At 50.2% G+C, this 15,501-nt stretch carries 13 protein-coding genes and 5 pseudogenes; 5 read left to right on the forward strand and 13 right to left on the reverse strand.

Annotated elements, in window-relative coordinates; translation table 11 throughout:
- Window positions 1–78: 78 nt before the first annotated feature.
- From METMK1DRAFT_RS02480 to METMK1DRAFT_RS02495, 5 genes and pseudogenes are all read right to left on the reverse strand, one after another.
- Window positions 79–643: pseudogene (locus METMK1DRAFT_RS02480) on the reverse strand (IS607 family transposase).
- A 334-nt stretch (window positions 644–977) separates the two neighbouring features.
- Window positions 978–1,991 (reverse strand): hypothetical protein, encoded by a 1,014-nt coding sequence (locus METMK1DRAFT_RS02485; RefSeq protein ID WP_009070462.1) that lies wholly within the window; start codon window positions 1,989–1,991, stop codon window positions 978–980.
- Entirely contained in the window at window positions 1,988–3,415 is a 1,428-nt protein-coding gene (locus tag METMK1DRAFT_RS02490; RefSeq protein ID WP_009070464.1) for a cytochrome ubiquinol oxidase subunit I, read from the reverse strand. Before METMK1DRAFT_RS02490 ends, METMK1DRAFT_RS02485 begins: the two co-directional genes overlap by 4 nt.
- A gap of 211 nt (window positions 3,416–3,626) precedes the next feature.
- Window positions 3,627–3,823, reverse strand: a pseudogene (locus tag METMK1DRAFT_RS18080) (hypothetical protein).
- Window positions 3,824–3,934: 111 nt separating this feature from the next.
- Window positions 3,935–4,473: pseudogene (locus METMK1DRAFT_RS02495) on the reverse strand (zinc ribbon domain-containing protein).
- Window positions 4,474–4,735: 262 nt separating this feature from the next.
- On the opposite strand from METMK1DRAFT_RS02495, the gene METMK1DRAFT_RS02500 reads away from it, so the two are divergent.
- Both METMK1DRAFT_RS02500 and METMK1DRAFT_RS02505 read left to right on the forward strand, forming a co-directional pair.
- Complete coding sequence (locus METMK1DRAFT_RS02500; RefSeq protein ID WP_009070470.1) at window positions 4,736–5,791, forward strand: ISH3 family transposase; 1,056 nt, start codon at window positions 4,736–4,738, stop codon at window positions 5,789–5,791.
- A gap of 642 nt (window positions 5,792–6,433) precedes the next feature.
- Entirely contained in the window at window positions 6,434–7,264 is an 831-nt protein-coding gene (locus METMK1DRAFT_RS02505) for a hypothetical protein (protein WP_009070472.1), read from the forward strand.
- On the opposite strand, the gene METMK1DRAFT_RS02510 is transcribed toward METMK1DRAFT_RS02505, so the two are convergent.
- The 7 genes and pseudogenes from METMK1DRAFT_RS02510 to METMK1DRAFT_RS18760 all read right to left on the reverse strand — a co-directional run.
- The gene (locus METMK1DRAFT_RS02510) at window positions 7,254–8,714 is read right to left on the reverse strand and encodes a nickel-dependent hydrogenase large subunit (protein ID WP_009070474.1); all 1,461 of its coding nucleotides are present in this window, start codon (window positions 8,712–8,714) and stop codon (window positions 7,254–7,256) included. The genes METMK1DRAFT_RS02505 and METMK1DRAFT_RS02510 overlap by 11 nt on opposite strands.
- Window positions 8,707–9,219, reverse strand: a complete 513-nt coding sequence (locus tag METMK1DRAFT_RS02515) for an NADH-quinone oxidoreductase subunit B family protein (protein WP_009070477.1) — start codon at window positions 9,217–9,219, stop codon at window positions 8,707–8,709. Before METMK1DRAFT_RS02515 ends, METMK1DRAFT_RS02510 begins: the two co-directional genes overlap by 8 nt.
- Complete coding sequence (locus tag METMK1DRAFT_RS02520) at window positions 9,216–9,962, reverse strand: P-loop NTPase (RefSeq protein WP_009070479.1); 747 nt, start codon at window positions 9,960–9,962, stop codon at window positions 9,216–9,218. The genes METMK1DRAFT_RS02515 and METMK1DRAFT_RS02520 overlap by 4 nt, the downstream gene beginning before the upstream one ends.
- Complete coding sequence (locus METMK1DRAFT_RS02525; protein ID WP_009070481.1) at window positions 9,949–10,368, reverse strand: hydrogenase/urease maturation nickel metallochaperone HypA; 420 nt, start codon at window positions 10,366–10,368, stop codon at window positions 9,949–9,951. The genes METMK1DRAFT_RS02520 and METMK1DRAFT_RS02525 overlap by 14 nt, the downstream gene beginning before the upstream one ends.
- A gap of 534 nt (window positions 10,369–10,902) precedes the next feature.
- The gene (locus tag METMK1DRAFT_RS17190) at window positions 10,903–11,064 is read right to left on the reverse strand and encodes a hypothetical protein (protein WP_009070483.1); all 162 of its coding nucleotides are present in this window, start codon (window positions 11,062–11,064) and stop codon (window positions 10,903–10,905) included.
- Window positions 11,061–11,237: a hypothetical protein gene (locus tag METMK1DRAFT_RS17195; protein ID WP_155812262.1), complete on the reverse strand. Its 177-nt coding sequence runs from the start codon at window positions 11,235–11,237 to the stop codon at window positions 11,061–11,063. The genes METMK1DRAFT_RS17190 and METMK1DRAFT_RS17195 overlap by 4 nt, the downstream gene beginning before the upstream one ends.
- Before the next feature lie 40 nt (window positions 11,238–11,277).
- Window positions 11,278–11,466 (reverse strand): annotated as a pseudogene (locus METMK1DRAFT_RS18760) (hypothetical protein); the annotation flags it as partial.
- 418 nt (window positions 11,467–11,884) lie between these two features.
- On the opposite strand from METMK1DRAFT_RS18760, the gene METMK1DRAFT_RS15460 reads away from it, so the two are divergent.
- The 3 genes and pseudogenes from METMK1DRAFT_RS15460 to METMK1DRAFT_RS02545 form a co-directional block, all read left to right on the forward strand.
- Window positions 11,885–12,877: a DUF973 family protein gene (locus METMK1DRAFT_RS15460; protein ID WP_009070487.1), complete on the forward strand. Its 993-nt coding sequence runs from the start codon at window positions 11,885–11,887 to the stop codon at window positions 12,875–12,877.
- A 340-nt stretch (window positions 12,878–13,217) separates the two neighbouring features.
- On the forward strand, window positions 13,218–14,624 hold the full coding sequence (locus METMK1DRAFT_RS02540) for an MFS transporter (protein ID WP_009070488.1): 1,407 nt from the start codon (window positions 13,218–13,220) through the stop codon (window positions 14,622–14,624).
- 74 nt (window positions 14,625–14,698) lie between these two features.
- Window positions 14,699–15,127, forward strand: a pseudogene (locus METMK1DRAFT_RS02545) (RNA-guided endonuclease InsQ/TnpB family protein); the annotation flags it as partial.
- A gap of 1 nt (window position 15,128) precedes the next feature.
- Here METMK1DRAFT_RS02545 and METMK1DRAFT_RS16045 read toward each other — a convergent pair.
- Window positions 15,129–15,317, reverse strand: a complete 189-nt coding sequence (locus METMK1DRAFT_RS16045) for a hypothetical protein (protein ID WP_009070492.1) — start codon at window positions 15,315–15,317, stop codon at window positions 15,129–15,131.
- Window positions 15,318–15,501: the final 184 nt, after the last annotated feature.

The following is a 15,501-nucleotide window of genomic DNA, read 5'->3' on the forward strand; positions in this document are numbered from 1 at the left end:
AGTACCCTGCTCTCCTCCTTCTTGTCGTTCTTCATGGAGTAAGTTAGGTAGACGTACTCCTCCTCTGGCTGAAACGATTTAAGCCTTAATTTCCTCGACGCACTTCCTCACCTTCTCGTACTCGTGACTCCCCACTCCTTGCAATTTCTCGCTTAACGATACGTATAGAGATTAGGTCTTCGACCAGTTCCTGCTCGGGGGTTTTGTCCTCCCCGTTCAACACCACGAGCTCATGGTCGTGCGCTTTGCACACCTCCTCTACTATCTCGAAGCCGAACCTCACCGGTCTGTCCGGGTAAGCAATGGCTTTCGACACCTCGTTGTTGAGCGTCGTCCTCAGTTGAGGAACCCCTTCCTCTTCACGTTCAACCAAGACCCCACGTCTGTTATCACCTTCGTATTCCTTAACGTTCTCCTCTAGGTATTTAACCTGGTTCACCAAGTCGTCCTTTCGCTCGTTCGATACCCTAGCGTATAATGCCACTTTCCTCCTCTTGACAATACCCATCAGTTTTTCTAAGTCCTCCCTGAACCTCCACTTCCCGCTCTGCACCACCGGTTTTATGTAACCCTCCTTAACGTAGCTCTGCAACGTGCGGTAGGATATTCCCAGTTTTTGGCACACTTCCTTAGGTTTCAGCACCATAATAAAACTCACATACAAAGTATATAAACTTCACAGTTTATCTGAAACTGTTGTCAACGGCAATACGCCTGAGAGAATTGAAGCGTTTTACAGAGAAGAGGAATCTCACCTTATCACCTTCAAGTCGCGCCGAATGTACAGTAAGCCCTTCCAGGGGTACATCGTGAACTGAGCTTAGCTTCACCATTTCTATAATCTGGTTATATTCATCATGGCTACAACGTCGCGTTACATAATTTTCTTGATTTCGATGAAGCTAAAGAAAGATCGCGAAGATTCCCGAGGTTACCTAGTACAAATCGGGGAAAAAGATATTGCTTTATTCAAGAAATCACGTCTTTATCTTCCTCTCCTCCTTTGTACCTTGTTTGTAGAGAACCTTATAGGAAACAGCAGTAAGTCCCCCCATCACCAGGAATCCAGCTATCCCCAGAACAAGGGAGCCTGCCTGTAACATGGCGGAGTTGGTCAGCAGAATGGAGGCTGGAACTCCGGGCAACTGACCCAAGACCCCCTTGGGTACTATGTCGACCAGTATCCTCCCCTGACTGAAGAGCCCGAACATTACTACTCCCAGGAAGGTCAACAGAAAGATCCAAGCCTGCCTCATAGGTATGTCCCTGTGAGTTCCCACGTATAGGACAAGGTAGGTTAAGGCCAAGAAGATGTAGAACCACGGGTTGCCCACAGCACTCATGAAAACCGTAGGTAACCAGAGGGCCGTGCTAGTCAGTATCAGTGTATGGGCTAGGGTTAAGGCCACGAGGCCCACCTTGAACCTCTCCTTAATTCCATAGAACGTTACTGTGAAGTACACCACATAGAACACCACTCCCAGGAAGAACAGCCAATTGAACGCGTTGAGGAACATGGAGGAGTAGTTGGGATATATCTCCAGTTTGAGAAGGTCTACTGCGTTGAACCCGTAACCGCTAAACACCGACGTGAATATGGTGTTCCCCAGGAACGCCACTAGGAGGGCGAAGGGTACAGCCAAGGTCAAGTACTTCCTCTCGTTACTTCGAAGTCCAAGGGAGCTAGACCCCTCAGCACTACCTATGAGGAAATGGTGAAGTGCGAGTACTATTATCAGGACCAGGAGCGGCGCGTACAGCACCTCCCCAGTGACGAATAGGACAGGGGCAAACACGGTGTCCAGAGTTACAACCAGGAACACCAGGGACGTCGCTATTATGGCCCACAGGGCCCCTAAGGTCAACGTCATCTTCTCCCTGTACTTCTCGTACTTGCACAATGGCACCATCACTAAGGATCCGGCCTCTATTATGAAGGATGTGACAAACCAAGCCAGAGGAAGGAAGAAGAAAACTACGTACGGATTCATGAAATCCCACCTTTCTGAGTAATCTCCAGCAAGAGAGTTCTGGAATCCTCTATGTCCACCGTTATCTCCCTGCTCCTGAACAACCTTTTCAGGACGTATAGGGCTCCAACCACCGCCAGGGTCAGGGTAGCTATTATGGCTATGCCTATGGGGAGTATCTCGGGACTGTCGTTGAACGCCTGGCTCGTCCACATCCCTGCCTGTATGGTGTAAATTCCTCCCACCTGGACCATGGGACCCCATATTACGAAGGGCTCCCTTGCTGTCTCTGCAGCTACCCAACCGCTCTCCCAGGCTACAAGCTGTAACCATCCCATCAAGAAGGAGGCGTATAGGGGTAGCTTCCTCTCTGTGGGTCTATCAAGTCCTAGAACGGTCGCTATCTTTCCCCCAGGCCTCGTGAGCATGGCCACTCCTAACACCCAGAACACTAAGGCGCCAAGTATCCCTATTATGGCGTGGACATCGTAAGCAGAGTGGGCGAGCCATTGAAGTGGATCCTGAACGTCTGGTGAGAAGCTTGAGTAACCCAGAACTACTGCGTTGGCATTGGGAGGCCACGAGACTAACAGGCTTAATAAGCCGGGTATGGATAACGGTCCTAAGCCCATGGGGGCTTTGGACGTAGTTTGTATTAACCCTTCCAAGGTAGCTAACTTCAGGGGTTGAAGCGAGTACAGGGCTTTACCAGCGTTGTCTCCGGCCCACGCCAGGAAGATAGCGTCCAGAGCTGTTAGATAGACTGAGAGTTTAAGTCCCTTACTGTAATATTCCCTTCCTTTCCCCGCCCACAGAAGCCTGAAGGCAAAGTAACCAGACAGGGAACCGAAACCCACGAAGTAGGCCCCAGCCAGTCCCATTGGAACTTCTGCAGATGCTATGGGGGGTAGGAGTGTAGCCAGAGGATTAACCCCGGTTATTTGGCCGGTCTGGGAGAACTGCACCACGTCGAAGCCCACTGGAGTGTTCATCCATGAGTTCACCAAGATGATGAGCACAGCAGAGGCAGCGGTTCCAAGTCCAACCAGAAGTCCTGTAACCATATGGGCCACCCTACTCATCCTATTCCATCCATAGAGGTATAGGGCCAGGAATATGACCTCTGAGAAGAAGGCTATGACCTCAATGTCAAAGGGGAGCATGTCCACCTGGCTCACTACATACATCCACTTGTACCACGCGGTGATGAACTCCACCGCTATGGCAGCACCGCTGGCAGCACCTACGGCGAAGAGGACTGCCAACACTATGGACCACCTCTTGGCAAGGGAGAGGTAAATCGGGTCGTTCCTCTTATACGCGAGATACTCGGAGGTTACGATGAAGATTGGGAGAGCTATGGCCCAATATGTGAATAACATATGGGTTCCCATGGTGTACGCTGCGAGGAACCTATCGAAGATTTCTAGACTCATATCGATCATGATAATTATGAAATCAATATTATTTAAAGATTACGGTTATTTTTGTAAATATGAGAAAAATAGTGGCTAAATTTCTTAAAAATCTTATTTTTAGCAGAAAAAATTAAATTGATGAAATCTTAGTGAAGCGATTGACTGTGGGCTGGAGCTCTGGGACATATCTCGGGCTGAATCCCTTTTCCGCGTGGGCGGAAACGTTTCATATTCGTGTTTACCCGTGGCGTAACTTACCTTCTTTAACCACTTCTAAATATGCCACGGGCACCCCTCCTAAGGGATCATACACAGTCACCCTCAGATCATTGGGGTTAGTGGAGGGAAACTTCAATACCCATCCAACTTCTCCCACCCTCGTGAGCAGTGCCCCTCACCAGTTGGGAGATCGTCAAGAGAGAATTCTTGGGTAATACTACATGAACATAACCGACGTCAAAACGATATTTATAAAATTGAAAATAACGAGTAGTTACGTGAAAGAGTTACAGTCTAATACAACTCTTGTTGGTTAACTACCTCGCCCTAACGGACGGAGCTTCCTGCTTCCTTGCCCGCCTTGCCCAGCGGGTGGAGGGCGGAGCTCCACAGGCACTACGGGCCGCACCAGTCCTGATCTCCTGAGCACGTTCAGGGAAGCGTTGTAGTCACGGTCTGTTACCCAACCGCAGCAGAACACGTGATCTGCTAAGGTCGAGTCCTTCACGTGTACGCACCTGGCACAGGCCTTGGAAGTATAAGCAGGTTCGACGAGGACCAGTTCCTTGCCGTACTTCTCTACCTGGTACTTCAGGACGGTCTTGAGCTCTTGGAACGCGACGTCGCGGAGCCTCATCCTCCTTGAGGACTTACCCACCAGTTGGACGTCCTGCTTCCTCAGGTCCAGTGCTAGTTGCCTCAGTTCCGTGAGAGTTAAACCCTTCCCATCCCTTTGGTAGAAATATATCTGCCCAACGCAGGGTGTTGTAAACCTCACACGCCAACCTCAACTGGGCCTTTAACGCCCTCAACGTTTGTTGATCTATGTATGCCCTGAAACGGAACCCTACGGTGGGCTTCAACATAGTTCCTCGTTAGCTCACATTTAAATATAAGGGGGCTATCCATCCCCACGGTGGGGGTCTTCCGCCCCTTAACCCCCGTTAAGATAAAACGAACTACAAACCTCCCCACTTCTCGGTAGACCCAAAATCATATTATGAAAAATAATTCTGACAGAATAATATCGATTCATGGCAGATAACAGGATTTATAAGAGTATTAAGAATTCAGTTGAAGAAAGGTTTAAGGTGAGGGAGATGTGGTATTACCACGTGAGTAAGCGAGATGGTAACACCGGTACTCCCTCACCAAAACAACGTACAACAAATAGGATATAAATTACTTTCCATGCTGAACTTCAAGGGAAAGAGAGGGGAAGAGGTGGCGAGAACCCTCATCTCAGCGTGTTTATGGAACGATTCAGTAGAGAACAAGTCGAGGGCGTATGGCGTGTCCCCACAGACCGTGAGGAATTACGTGGAGGAGCAAGGGGTGGAAGTTACTGAGAAACTCTTGGAAAGCGCCGGGAAGATATCCTTGAAGGTACTGAAGGGAGTCAAGGAGATAGACGTCTCAATAGACTGGACGACCAAGACCTGGTACGGGAGACCGGTGGGAGGGCTCGGGAGTTCAGAGGAGGGAAACTCTTGGAACTACGCAACTGCGACGACTAAAGACGGGAAAGTGCTCCTACTGGCCTTCGTCACTCAAGTCAAGGGGATGACCGAGGATGAGGTCGTGAAGGCCCTCGTGGAGCGAGTAGTCGCCATGGGGTTCAAGGTAAGGTTGATGACTCTCGACGCTGGTTTCTACACGGTTGACGTGCTCAACTTCGTTTCGCAGTTCAAGTACATAATCGGAGTTCCTGTTGGGGACGTGAAGGTCTACCAGGAGTTCGACGGCGAGTACGAGACGAACAGTAAGAGGCACAGGAGGGACGAGCAGGTCGAGTTCAGGCTCCTCGTGTACAGCGAGGAGAAGGTCAGGAGAAAGAAGAGGACTCTAGTTTACTTCGCTAGGGCTACGAACCTCGACCTACCGAAGGGGGAGGTGTTGGACTTGTACAACAAGGTGAGGGGTCCCATAGAGACCTCTCACCGGAACATCAAGGCGTTCCTCCCCTTCACCAGTTCCACCAAGTTCGTCTTCCGCACGTTGATCTTCGTGCTGGCCGTGGCCTTCTACTCCCTGTACACCGTGTTCAAGGGGGAGGTGAGGAGGGAGCAGTTCAGGATACTCCTAATACTCTTGTTTTCTGATGATTTATTCTATCTAAGAGATTTTCTACTTAAATCAATAGAACCGCTTATTAATAATATAGATTTATTTTCAAGGAGGTGATTTTGGGTCTACCGTTCTGGGGGGGTAAAGGTTTTAGACTTGAAGCTACTCTTTCTCCTAAGGTGCCCTCTCCTGGCTAATTTCCTGGGAATGAGGAGTGGGAGTCGACCTCTCCCGCGATACCGGGGGAGGGCGTCTAGAGGTTGAGTACAAGAAGAGGAGGGCAAACGTAGTACGTCTTGTACCAAGGTTTTCAGGAGAGGAAACTCAGGAAGTTAGCTGACCTCTCTTCTAAGCTGTTCAACGAGTTGAACTACGAGAGGACACAGCAGTTCTTCAAGCACCACGTGTAGCAGTTATCTGACATTTCCTTAATTGACGTCCTGTTTTCAAGGGAAATCTAATATCTGCTATAAGAAACCTCTTTCTTGTGGACCCCAACAGAGTAGCACCTTAAGGGGGTTAACCCTTAAATCGAGGAACCCCCGCCCTCATGGGGGGTCAGAAAATATGAACCTCCCACATCGATGTGGGTTTCTGCCTAAAAGGGTGAGAGTGATGACAGGGATGAGAGCCCCATGCCGTTGGGCTCGAAGAGGTCCCATTAACCGTCCACTGTAAAGCTTTCTCACGAATTTGAGGTCAGAGATGAAGCACCCTACAATTGAAAAATTTTTAAATTGTTCCTATTGAGAAGTTCTTGTGAGATACCTACCCCTCCTAGTACTGGCCTGGGTTGTATTTTCCTCCGTTTCCTTAGTCCCGAGGGAGGATATTGCTTATGTCTTTGGAGGGGATGGGTTAATGAGGGGAACTCTAATCATAACTCCTCACAGTTACAATGACAATTACCTCGCAGTTCAACAAAATACCTTTATGTATCTGACCTCTAACTCATATTATGCATCCAACTATAATTTGAGCGTTGACGTGGAAGGATTCTATTTGTCCCTTCCTGGAGGAAATCTCGAGTTCACTATAAATTCCACGACTATTTATAATCACTTCAATAAGGCTACACTAACCATAATACCACTACGTGCTTACTACACCACGGACAACAACGGGAAGTCCCTGATAACTAGTATGAGTTTGACCCTGATCCATAAAAACAAAATCACACAGTTGACGATCTGGAAAAACGGCTTGATAAACGCCTCAACTCGTTTGGAGAAAGGACTCTACACCCTTAACGTAACTTTCCAAATACCCCAAGGTAATCTGATTTATCAACCCATATACTTGAACATAACATCGTTGGTGATAATCTCCCCGGTTACTGGGGTATATTACTTTTACTTCTGGAACTTTAACATCTCTCTCACTGGATTCGTTCTAATACCTCTCCCACCTGTCCCACCAGCTGGTCTACCCGAATCTACTTTTCACCCACCTTTCAACTTTCCAGTGAACGGCAACTACACTGAGCAACAGCCCGTTCCGAGCTCCACCGAAAACCTATCAGTGATAGGCCAAGTCTCTCCTGTAACTCTCCTGGAACTCCTACAGGAGGGCACTGAGCCTAAGGCCTGAAGAGGTGAACGGCGCAGGCGGAGCACGGATCGAAGCTCCTCACAACTCTCAGGGCGTTCAAGTCCTCCCTCCCTGGACCGGCAACCCTCTCCCCCACTATCCCTCTTTCCACAGGTCCCCCTGGAGAGAAGTTCCTGTCAGTGGGGGTTACTATTCCGTACCTACTCACAGTAGTCCCGTCCTTACTCACGACCCAGTGTGCGTTGGCTCCCCTGGGTGCATCGTGGGCTCCTACGGCCATACTGTATTTCACCCCCTTCACTGGATCCAGGGATCCTCCAGGATCCTCAATGTTCTCCAGGACCTCTTTGAGCATGGCTACTGTGAACATTCTGGCGAAGCTCCTCTCTATCACGTCATTTGACCTGTACTCCCACTCGTACTCCAAGGCACTAGGCTTCCCCTTCCTCAGGGAGAACACATAGAGTCTGGCGATGTCACCGGTGGTCGGGGATATTCCGTTCTGTAAGACCTTTGGTATGAACTCGCCCTTTGGAGGTACTGTTGCGTCGATACACCAGGGATGGTTAATGCTCAGTTTCTCCCCCAGAGGATCCCTCAACTCCTCTATCCCCCCTCTCTTGAGCACCTCCACTCCAAGGAGTATCTCCCTTAGGTCGCCAGTTACCAATTCCCCTCCCTTCACCAGACCTGGAGGGAAGTACCTCTTGTCCCCCCACTCCCTCATCCTAGAGTAGTCCGCATCGTAACCTTCTCCCTCCAGGAGACCGTAGGTGACGAAGTCTCGGCCCACATCCCTGAACACTCCCCTGTAGAATTCCCTCAGCTCTGCCATGACGTAGAGGAGTCTCTCCACCTTACTGTCCTCCCTCATGTACTTCCTCACCTTCTCCAGTACTCCTGGATCCCTGAGGGTTATGGAGCCTGGTTTTAGGCTCAGAGGCTGAGGATACCTCAACCAGATCGCCGTTGCTAGTTCCCTCAGCTCGGTCTGTAGTTTCATGGCCAACCTGAATATCTCTCTCCCGAAGTACAGTTCTCCCATGAGGTCTGACACCTTTGAGAAGCCGTGCCTGTCCTTGAATTGACAGGTGGTCTCCCTGGCCTTCTCGTACTCTTTCTCTGTGACCAGTGGAGTAGAGAAGTCTAAACCTTGAAACAGGAAAGTTACCACAACGTTGTTGTACATTATGTCTGCCAGTGAGTAGGCAGCGTTCCTCAGGATTACAGTCCTCCAGCTTGGGTAGACTCCCATCAACATCTCCATGACCTCTGTGGAGACCAGGGTGTGGGTTGCTCCACAGACACCGCAGATCTTACCCACGAGGTTAGGGGCCTGTGCCAGCTTCTTGCCCCTCAGAAGCAACTCAAATCCTCTGAACATCTCTCCGCTAACTTTGGCTTCCACGTATCTGTCCCCCTCCACTTTAACCCTGACTGAGAGGTGACCCTCTACCCTGGAAACCGGAGTGAGGTCTATCTCAGGCATCTGGACCACCTGACAACGCATAGTAGAGGGCCGCAACAATCATCTTGTCCGAGGCCGGACACCCAAGCACCTCGTAAACCTTCTTCCCAAGCACATCTTTGACTCCCACAGAGTTTGCCCCAGATTCCCTCAGTATCCCCCCATTCACTGCGCACGACCCCACGGCAACCACGGCCCTGGCCCTCTGAGCCAATCTAACCACAAGGTCTTGACATGTCATGTCCTTAACCTTACACAGCTCCTGGTCCCTGGGAAGAGCTCCCTCCACCACCAAGACGTAATCGTTAAGGGAGAGGACTTCCCGTATGAGCTCGTACCCAGATCTCTCTGAACTGAGGAGAGAAAGGAACTTCACAGGGGAGGAGTGGAAGAACAAGTCCTCCATCCCCTTGCATCCAGACTTCATAACCATGACACTCTCGCCTGAGCATGACTGGGCCTCGATCCACACCACGTTATGGCGTAAGATTTCCTCTAACGCTTGACAGTAGTCCAGTCTGTTCACCTCTCCAACATTCTGGTTATCTCTCTGACTCCCTCCAGGACAGGACCATCGTACTCCTGAATTCTTCCAACGAACTCCTCCAGTTCTGGATCTATGGGCAGTTCCACCATAGGAACGCCATATCTCTCCGTCAATTCCTTGAGGGCTCTCCCGTCACCGAAGGGTCTCACCACCTGACCTTGACACTGGTAATAGGCCATGTTGACCGTAAGGACTGGCCTCTTCCCTGTCTCAGAGAGGAACTTTAGGAGGTACTCCACTACCTTGACTGAGACCTTTGAGGGAGAAGTGACGACCAGAGGAAGATAGTCGCTCACTCTACCCAACACCAACACTTCATCCCCTAACCCAGGAGGTAAATCGAAAATCACGGCATCCCAACCTTCCATGTCCGAGTAGGCCAGAAGTGACTCCATCGTCAGGGCCTGATTGGCTCCAGGAAGGAGAACCCATCTGTCCTTGACTACTCCGCTCAGGGTTATGACCCCCAACTTGTCCCCAAAGGGGAAGGGTTCTAGCCCCCTCTTACTCACCTGGTGTACCCTTCCCTCCAGACCGAAGAGCTTGGCTGAGGCCATGGTATGGACGTCCAGGTCAAGTAGGAGGGTTTTAACCCTCGCGGACATAACATTGGCTAGGAGGGCAGAAACGACACTCTTCCCTACACCTCCCTTACTACTCATCACCGCTATGGCAAGCTTTCCCTTAAGTTTCCCAGCAGCTAAAGTCCTAAGAGGTTTCATCCATGATCACCTCCTCTACGGTTACGTCCTGATTGTCTACCATGACGTCCCTGGACCCACAACTGGGGCACTTGATGAACGAGGGAGAGAGCGTGGGTATTAGGTGGAGGGGGTACTCCTCCCCGAACTCTGACCTGACCTCACCCACCTGGTCTTCCACGTCCTTCAGGGTGAATCTCCTACCGCACAGTTGACAGGTGAAAGTCTGCTCCTTGATCTTGACCTGAAGGTTTGCATCCCGTAGGCTAGTCCCTACCTTGAGTTCGTCGAATGCCTGAGTCAATATATCCGTGTCCAAGAAGGAGATGGACGGTACCCCAATGACTATCCTCTTAACTCTTCCCCTACCTTCTGCCCACTGCTCCACAGTTCTGATCACGGCATCAGCTATGGACCATTCGTGCACGTATATGGATTTCCTCCCAAGTATAAAACCATTAATCCTTCTGGAGGAAATCCTTCCATGAGGTTGTAGATGGAGAGATCCTCAAGTCTCATTGTTGGGCTACGGTCACTCTCCTATTGATACTCGCGGACACGTTAAGCACCATTGAGACTCGCCCTCGGTCAGAGCGAGTATCAATGAGGTTACTCCTCAACCCATGAACCTGGATAGACACTTCGCCTGCATCAGGGCTGGGCCATCCTAAATCTGTAGAGTCCCAACCACTCCCCACCTTTGCGAGGATAAGGTGAGGTTGAGGGGCAGGAAATCCCCACGGCCAGGGAAAGCTCGGTCCGTGAGGATGAGTAAGTTCAGAAGCGTGAGACTAAACGGAAGACTTCCATTGTCACAACTGTTCGACTCTCGAACATTCTAAACCCCACTTTCCGTAACCTACCATGATGAGGGGCGACGTATCACGTGAGAGCTCTATTTTGATCGACCTGAAGAAATACCTTCCCAGCCAGGCTAAATCACACCCAAGCATACGTAACCCTACTGGAAGACCTTTTCCATGATGACGTCGGAAGGTCTATACATGTCGTTCTCATTAACAAGAAAGGAGACGTCAACCAGGTTCTCTAACAATTGGGTTATCTTCTTATCGTCTATTCGAACTCCCTCTTTGGCCTCAACAGCTCTCTTGGCTTCACTCACCTACAACCCTTTCTGCAAACCCTCATTATGGTGTAATACCTATCCTTAGCCTCCTCCCTCGTCTTGAGGAAGTTGTGAAACTCCTCCCTTATTAAGGACGAGGCCAATGATAGGGTCTTCTCCAGGGCCCTTTCGTGATCCCTCTCCTGAAGGTAATTGAAGCCGTAATACATTAACCATCCAGGGATACCTCCTGGAACCGTTTGCCCCTAACACTTTCATTTCACTCATTTTATCTTGAATCATGATCGAATGTAGGAACTTAACCCTCAACCACCTACCAGACTTCAAGGTAGGTGGGTCACGGGACTCCTTAGAGCCCAACGGCACGGGGCTCACATTTACGTAACTACTCGTTATTTTTAATTTTCTAAATATCGTTTTGACGTCGGTTATGTTCATGTATCATTACCCAAGGACTTTCTTTTAATGATCTCCCAACTGATGACGGGCACTGCTCACGAGGATGGGAGAAGTTGGATGGGAGGGTATTGAAGTTTCCCTCGACTAGCCCCAATGACTTAAGGGTGACCATGTATGATCCCTAGGGTTTCGGGTCAAATAACAGGATACCTCCCCAGTAACTTGGTATATAGTCAGTTAATAATACTTTCTGCAACTAATTGTTTTTCAAAATGAAATTTGACTGAGACGCGAGTCATACTTGACGACTACGAAACCTGTATCAAATGTCTCGTCGGAAATTAACCGGAAGGACTCCTCACAGCGACCATGGGCAACGGGCTGAACTGGGTAGCTCTCACAATCGGGGATCGAACATTGCGAAAAAGTTTTTGATTTGGAGCATCGATCAGTTAACATGGCAATTCCACTTGAAGTTCAAGGCCTGAGGAAGTTGAGAACCTACTCCTTGATAGGCATCATCTCAACAATCATCTCCCTGTTCCTTGACGTCCTTTTCCCCTTTACCACACCGTTCACTGCCGTACCTCCAGGATCACCTCCGGGGACGATAGTGAGGGTATTTGAGAGGCTGATGAACGTTATCCTACCCTTCCTGATCGTGGGCGCGATCCTGAGTATAATCTCTTTGCTGTTCCTCAGGTCAGGTTTCAAGGAACTGGTGAGGGCTGGGAGGGACCTGAAGACTGGCCTTACAGGTGCCTCCATATATCTCGTGGCCTTCGTGTTGTTGATGATAGGGGTGGCAGTGTTGTTTACCTCCTTGGTACAAGTGTTACCCAGTATATCAAGTAACGCTCCCCCACCGTCTCCCTACCTGGCCCCCCTAGTTGGAGGAGTACTGATAGTCATCATTGGTGCGATCGCGGCCCTCGTGGGGGTCATCATGGTCATCATTGGGCTTTACAAGGTAGGTTCCATTTACCAGGACGGGCTCATCAAGGTTGGAGCAATACTCATAATTATTCCTTACCTTAACATAGTCGCCCCCTTCCTCCTCTTCTTCGGGTTGGGAAACGCCATAAGGAAGGCCGAGACTGGATTCTCTCCTCAGACGCAGAACTATCCACCACCTCCCCCTCATCCTCAGTACCCGCCAGCACCACCTCAACAAGGTCCTGCAGTGTACCAGGTAGGAGTGGGGACTTTGGACGACAGTGGAGTGGCGAGGCTGACCCTGTACTCAGCTTCTCCCTTGACCTTATCTTCTGCAGTTTTGCAGACGCCCACGGGACCTAGACAGGCGATCTCCTTCTCCCCGAGGGATCTGAGTCCTGGTTACAACAACCTGGAGGTACAGCTGGGTTTCATTAGCTTACCTAAGGGGACGTATAATTTGGACTTAACTTTCGCCAACGGAGTCCTGGTGAGGACCTTCGTGACGCACTAAGGTTCCCTAGCCAGGGTAATCAAGGTTTGTGTTTACCTGTGCTTTGTGCTTCTTCAATTTTTACCAGAGTTTACGTCGAGCATTCTTTCAAACTTACCTATAATTTCGAATTTTTAGGCCGTCCAATGAGCTCGACATCTAAGAAACAGCAGTTATGGGATTTTCCCTTGAGTAACGCCCTGTAATCTAGGCGAATACTAATAACTGTTGTAAGAAATTTGAGCGAGCATAGAGCACTTCGAACTTCGTTAAATAATACTAGGAACCTCAAACTCGTACCGTTGACCTGGTTAAACCCCGTTAAGCAGAACTTTTAAGCCTCCTCAAAAGATACTCTTCCATGAGCCAGAGGGTCGTCCTCTTAGTCCTGGTGTTGGGAACCCTGATGTCAGCCGTGGATGCTACCATAGTTCTCCTGGCACTCCCCGAGATTGCCCAAAGTCTCCACGCAGACCTCTTCACGGTCATATGGACCTTGTTGGCCTACCTTCTGGTCTCGGCTATCCTCTCCACCCAGGCAGGCAGGATAGGTGACATTTACGGGAGGGCAAAGATCTTCAACTTGGGTTTTGCTGTGTTCACAGTATCCTCAGCACTCTGTGGCCTCTCACCCAACGTTCTGGACCTAATATTCTTCAGGGTGGTTCAAGGGATAGGAGGGGCAATGATGACCGCCAACAGTGGGGCCATTGTTGCAGACCACTTCCCTCCAAGTTCCATGGGGCGGGCCTACGGATACACCAGCCTGGGTTGGAACATCGGGGCCCTCCTGGGGATAGTGTCGGGTGGAGTGTTGACCACTTTCCTGGGATGGCAATATATCTTCTACATAAACGTGCCCATAGGACTGGTCTCCTTGGCCCTGGGGATCAAGTACATCAAGGACGTCAACGTCTTCAGGAGGGACTTGGACTTGGTTGGGGCGTTCACACTTGGAGGAGCTCTGACCCTGCTCTCCTACTCCTCCATAGCCTGGGCTAGCACCGGACCCTCAGTCGTCACGGAGGGAATGATGGTAGGAGGCTTCGCCTTATTGGTCCTCTTCTTCCTCAACGAGTCCAGGATCAGTAGCCCCATACTTGACCTGAGGGCTTTCAGGTTCAGGCTTTTGGCTTACTCCCTCCTGGCCAACTTCCTCCAGGGAGTGGGAGGGTTGGCCCTCAGCTTCCTCTTGATAATGTACCTCCAGGGCGTAAGGGGATTCTCGCCGCTATACTCCTCATTGATACTCCTCCCTGGATACGTGGTCTCCAGCTTCCTCGCCCCCTACATGGGGAGGCTTTCAGATAGGTACGGCTCCAGGTATCTTGCCACTGGAGGGTTGGCCTTGATAACCCTGACCGTTGGGATCTATTACCTCATCATCACACCCACGACCCCCATCACCTGGATATTGGGAATCTCCGCCCTGAACGGGGTAGGCTCGGGTATGTTCTGGCCCTCCAACACCAGTGCCATAATGAGCAGTGCACCCAAGGGCTACTTCGGCTCGGTGTCTGGCCTCTCCAGGACGCTGGGGAGCGTGGGAACTATCTTGAGCTACGTTATCTCACTATCAGTGGCCGCAGCGTCCATACCCAAGGGGGTCGCGTTTCAGATATTCCTTGGGACGTCGAGGCTGAACGGAGGTCTATCCAACGTGTTCGTTGTGGGACTCCACTACGCCTTCCTGGTATCCATGGCGGTGCTCGTTCTGGCGACCGTACTCTCCTTCCTCAGGGGAAAAGAAGTGAGAGTCGATCGTTGATTCCGTCCAGACCTTCAAGACCCCTGGGTTCTAACTTCAGAGTCCAAATACTGGATTTAAGGGTTTGACCGCGAGATGATAAATACTTCCCTAACTTGAAGCCCTACGAGAAGGCACTCAGGAGGTTGAGGAAGCTGCACAGGGACCTATCCAGGAAGGAGTTCCGGTCCAAGAACCTGTTCGAGGCCAAGGTCAAGCTCGCTAAGGCTTACGAGCACTTGAAGGAGCTGAGGAAGGACGTGTACATGAGGTTGGGCAAACACTTCTCCGAGAAGTACGACGTGGTCGTCATGGAGGACATTCAAGTTAAGCAACTGGTGGGTAAGTCCTCAAGGAGGCTGAGGCTCCACGACGTCGTATTCCCCGAGCTCAAGAGCATCATAAGGTACCAAATGGAGAAGTACGACAAGAAACTGGTTCTCGTTGAACCCGTATATACCTCCAAGACCTGTGCCAGTTGCTGGCACGTAAAGGGCCTAACGTTGAGCGACCGCATGTTTGTGTTTACCCGTGGCGTAACTTACCTTCTTTAATTACTTCTAATTCCACCACGGGCACCCCTCTTAAGGGATCATACAGGGTCACCCTTAACTCATTGGGGCTAGTCGAGGGAAACTTCAATACCCTCCCATCCACACCTTTATCACTCCCCAAACCTCGTGAGCAGTGCCCGTCATCAGTTAGGGGGATCATCAATAAAAACTACTTCGGTGATACTATGTAAACACAACTTGTCAAAACGATATTTAGAAGTGATTAAAATAACCAGTAGTTACGTAGAAGCGTTACAGTCTTAGTATACTTTTCTACCATACTTTCAATAGTACCCGAGATTTGAGCAACACGCTTTGTAATGGCTTCAGAGGACGATTTAAGT

This window comes from Metallosphaera yellowstonensis MK1 (assembly GCF_000243315.1).
Taxonomy (GTDB): domain Archaea; phylum Thermoproteota; class Thermoprotei_A; order Sulfolobales; family Sulfolobaceae; genus Metallosphaera; species Metallosphaera yellowstonensis.

Bases quoted from the DNA above. Each gene is read 5' to 3' on its own strand.
- METMK1DRAFT_RS02485 (WP_009070462.1), bottom strand. From the start codon at position 1,991: ATGAATCCGTACGTAGTTTTCTTCTTCCTTCCTCTGGCTTGGTTTGTC.
- METMK1DRAFT_RS02490 (WP_009070464.1), bottom strand. From the start codon at position 3,415: ATGATCGATATGAGTCTAGAAATCTTCGATAGGTTCCTCGCAGCGTAC.
- METMK1DRAFT_RS02500 (WP_009070470.1), top strand. From the start codon at position 4,736: ATGGTAACACCGGTACTCCCTCACCAAAACAACGTACAACAAATAGGA.
- METMK1DRAFT_RS02510 (WP_009070474.1), bottom strand. From the start codon at position 8,714: ATGCCTGAGATAGACCTCACTCCGGTTTCCAGGGTAGAGGGTCACCTC.
- METMK1DRAFT_RS02520 (WP_009070479.1), bottom strand. From the start codon at position 9,962: ATGAAACCTCTTAGGACTTTAGCTGCTGGGAAACTTAAGGGAAAGCTT.
- METMK1DRAFT_RS17195 (WP_155812262.1), bottom strand. From the start codon at position 11,237: ATGTATTACGGCTTCAATTACCTTCAGGAGAGGGATCACGAAAGGGCC.
- METMK1DRAFT_RS15460 (WP_009070487.1), top strand. From the start codon at position 11,885: ATGGCAATTCCACTTGAAGTTCAAGGCCTGAGGAAGTTGAGAACCTAC.
- METMK1DRAFT_RS02540 (WP_009070488.1), top strand. From the start codon at position 13,218: ATGAGCCAGAGGGTCGTCCTCTTAGTCCTGGTGTTGGGAACCCTGATG.
- METMK1DRAFT_RS16045 (WP_009070492.1), bottom strand. From the start codon at position 15,317: ATGATCCCCCTAACTGATGACGGGCACTGCTCACGAGGTTTGGGGAGT.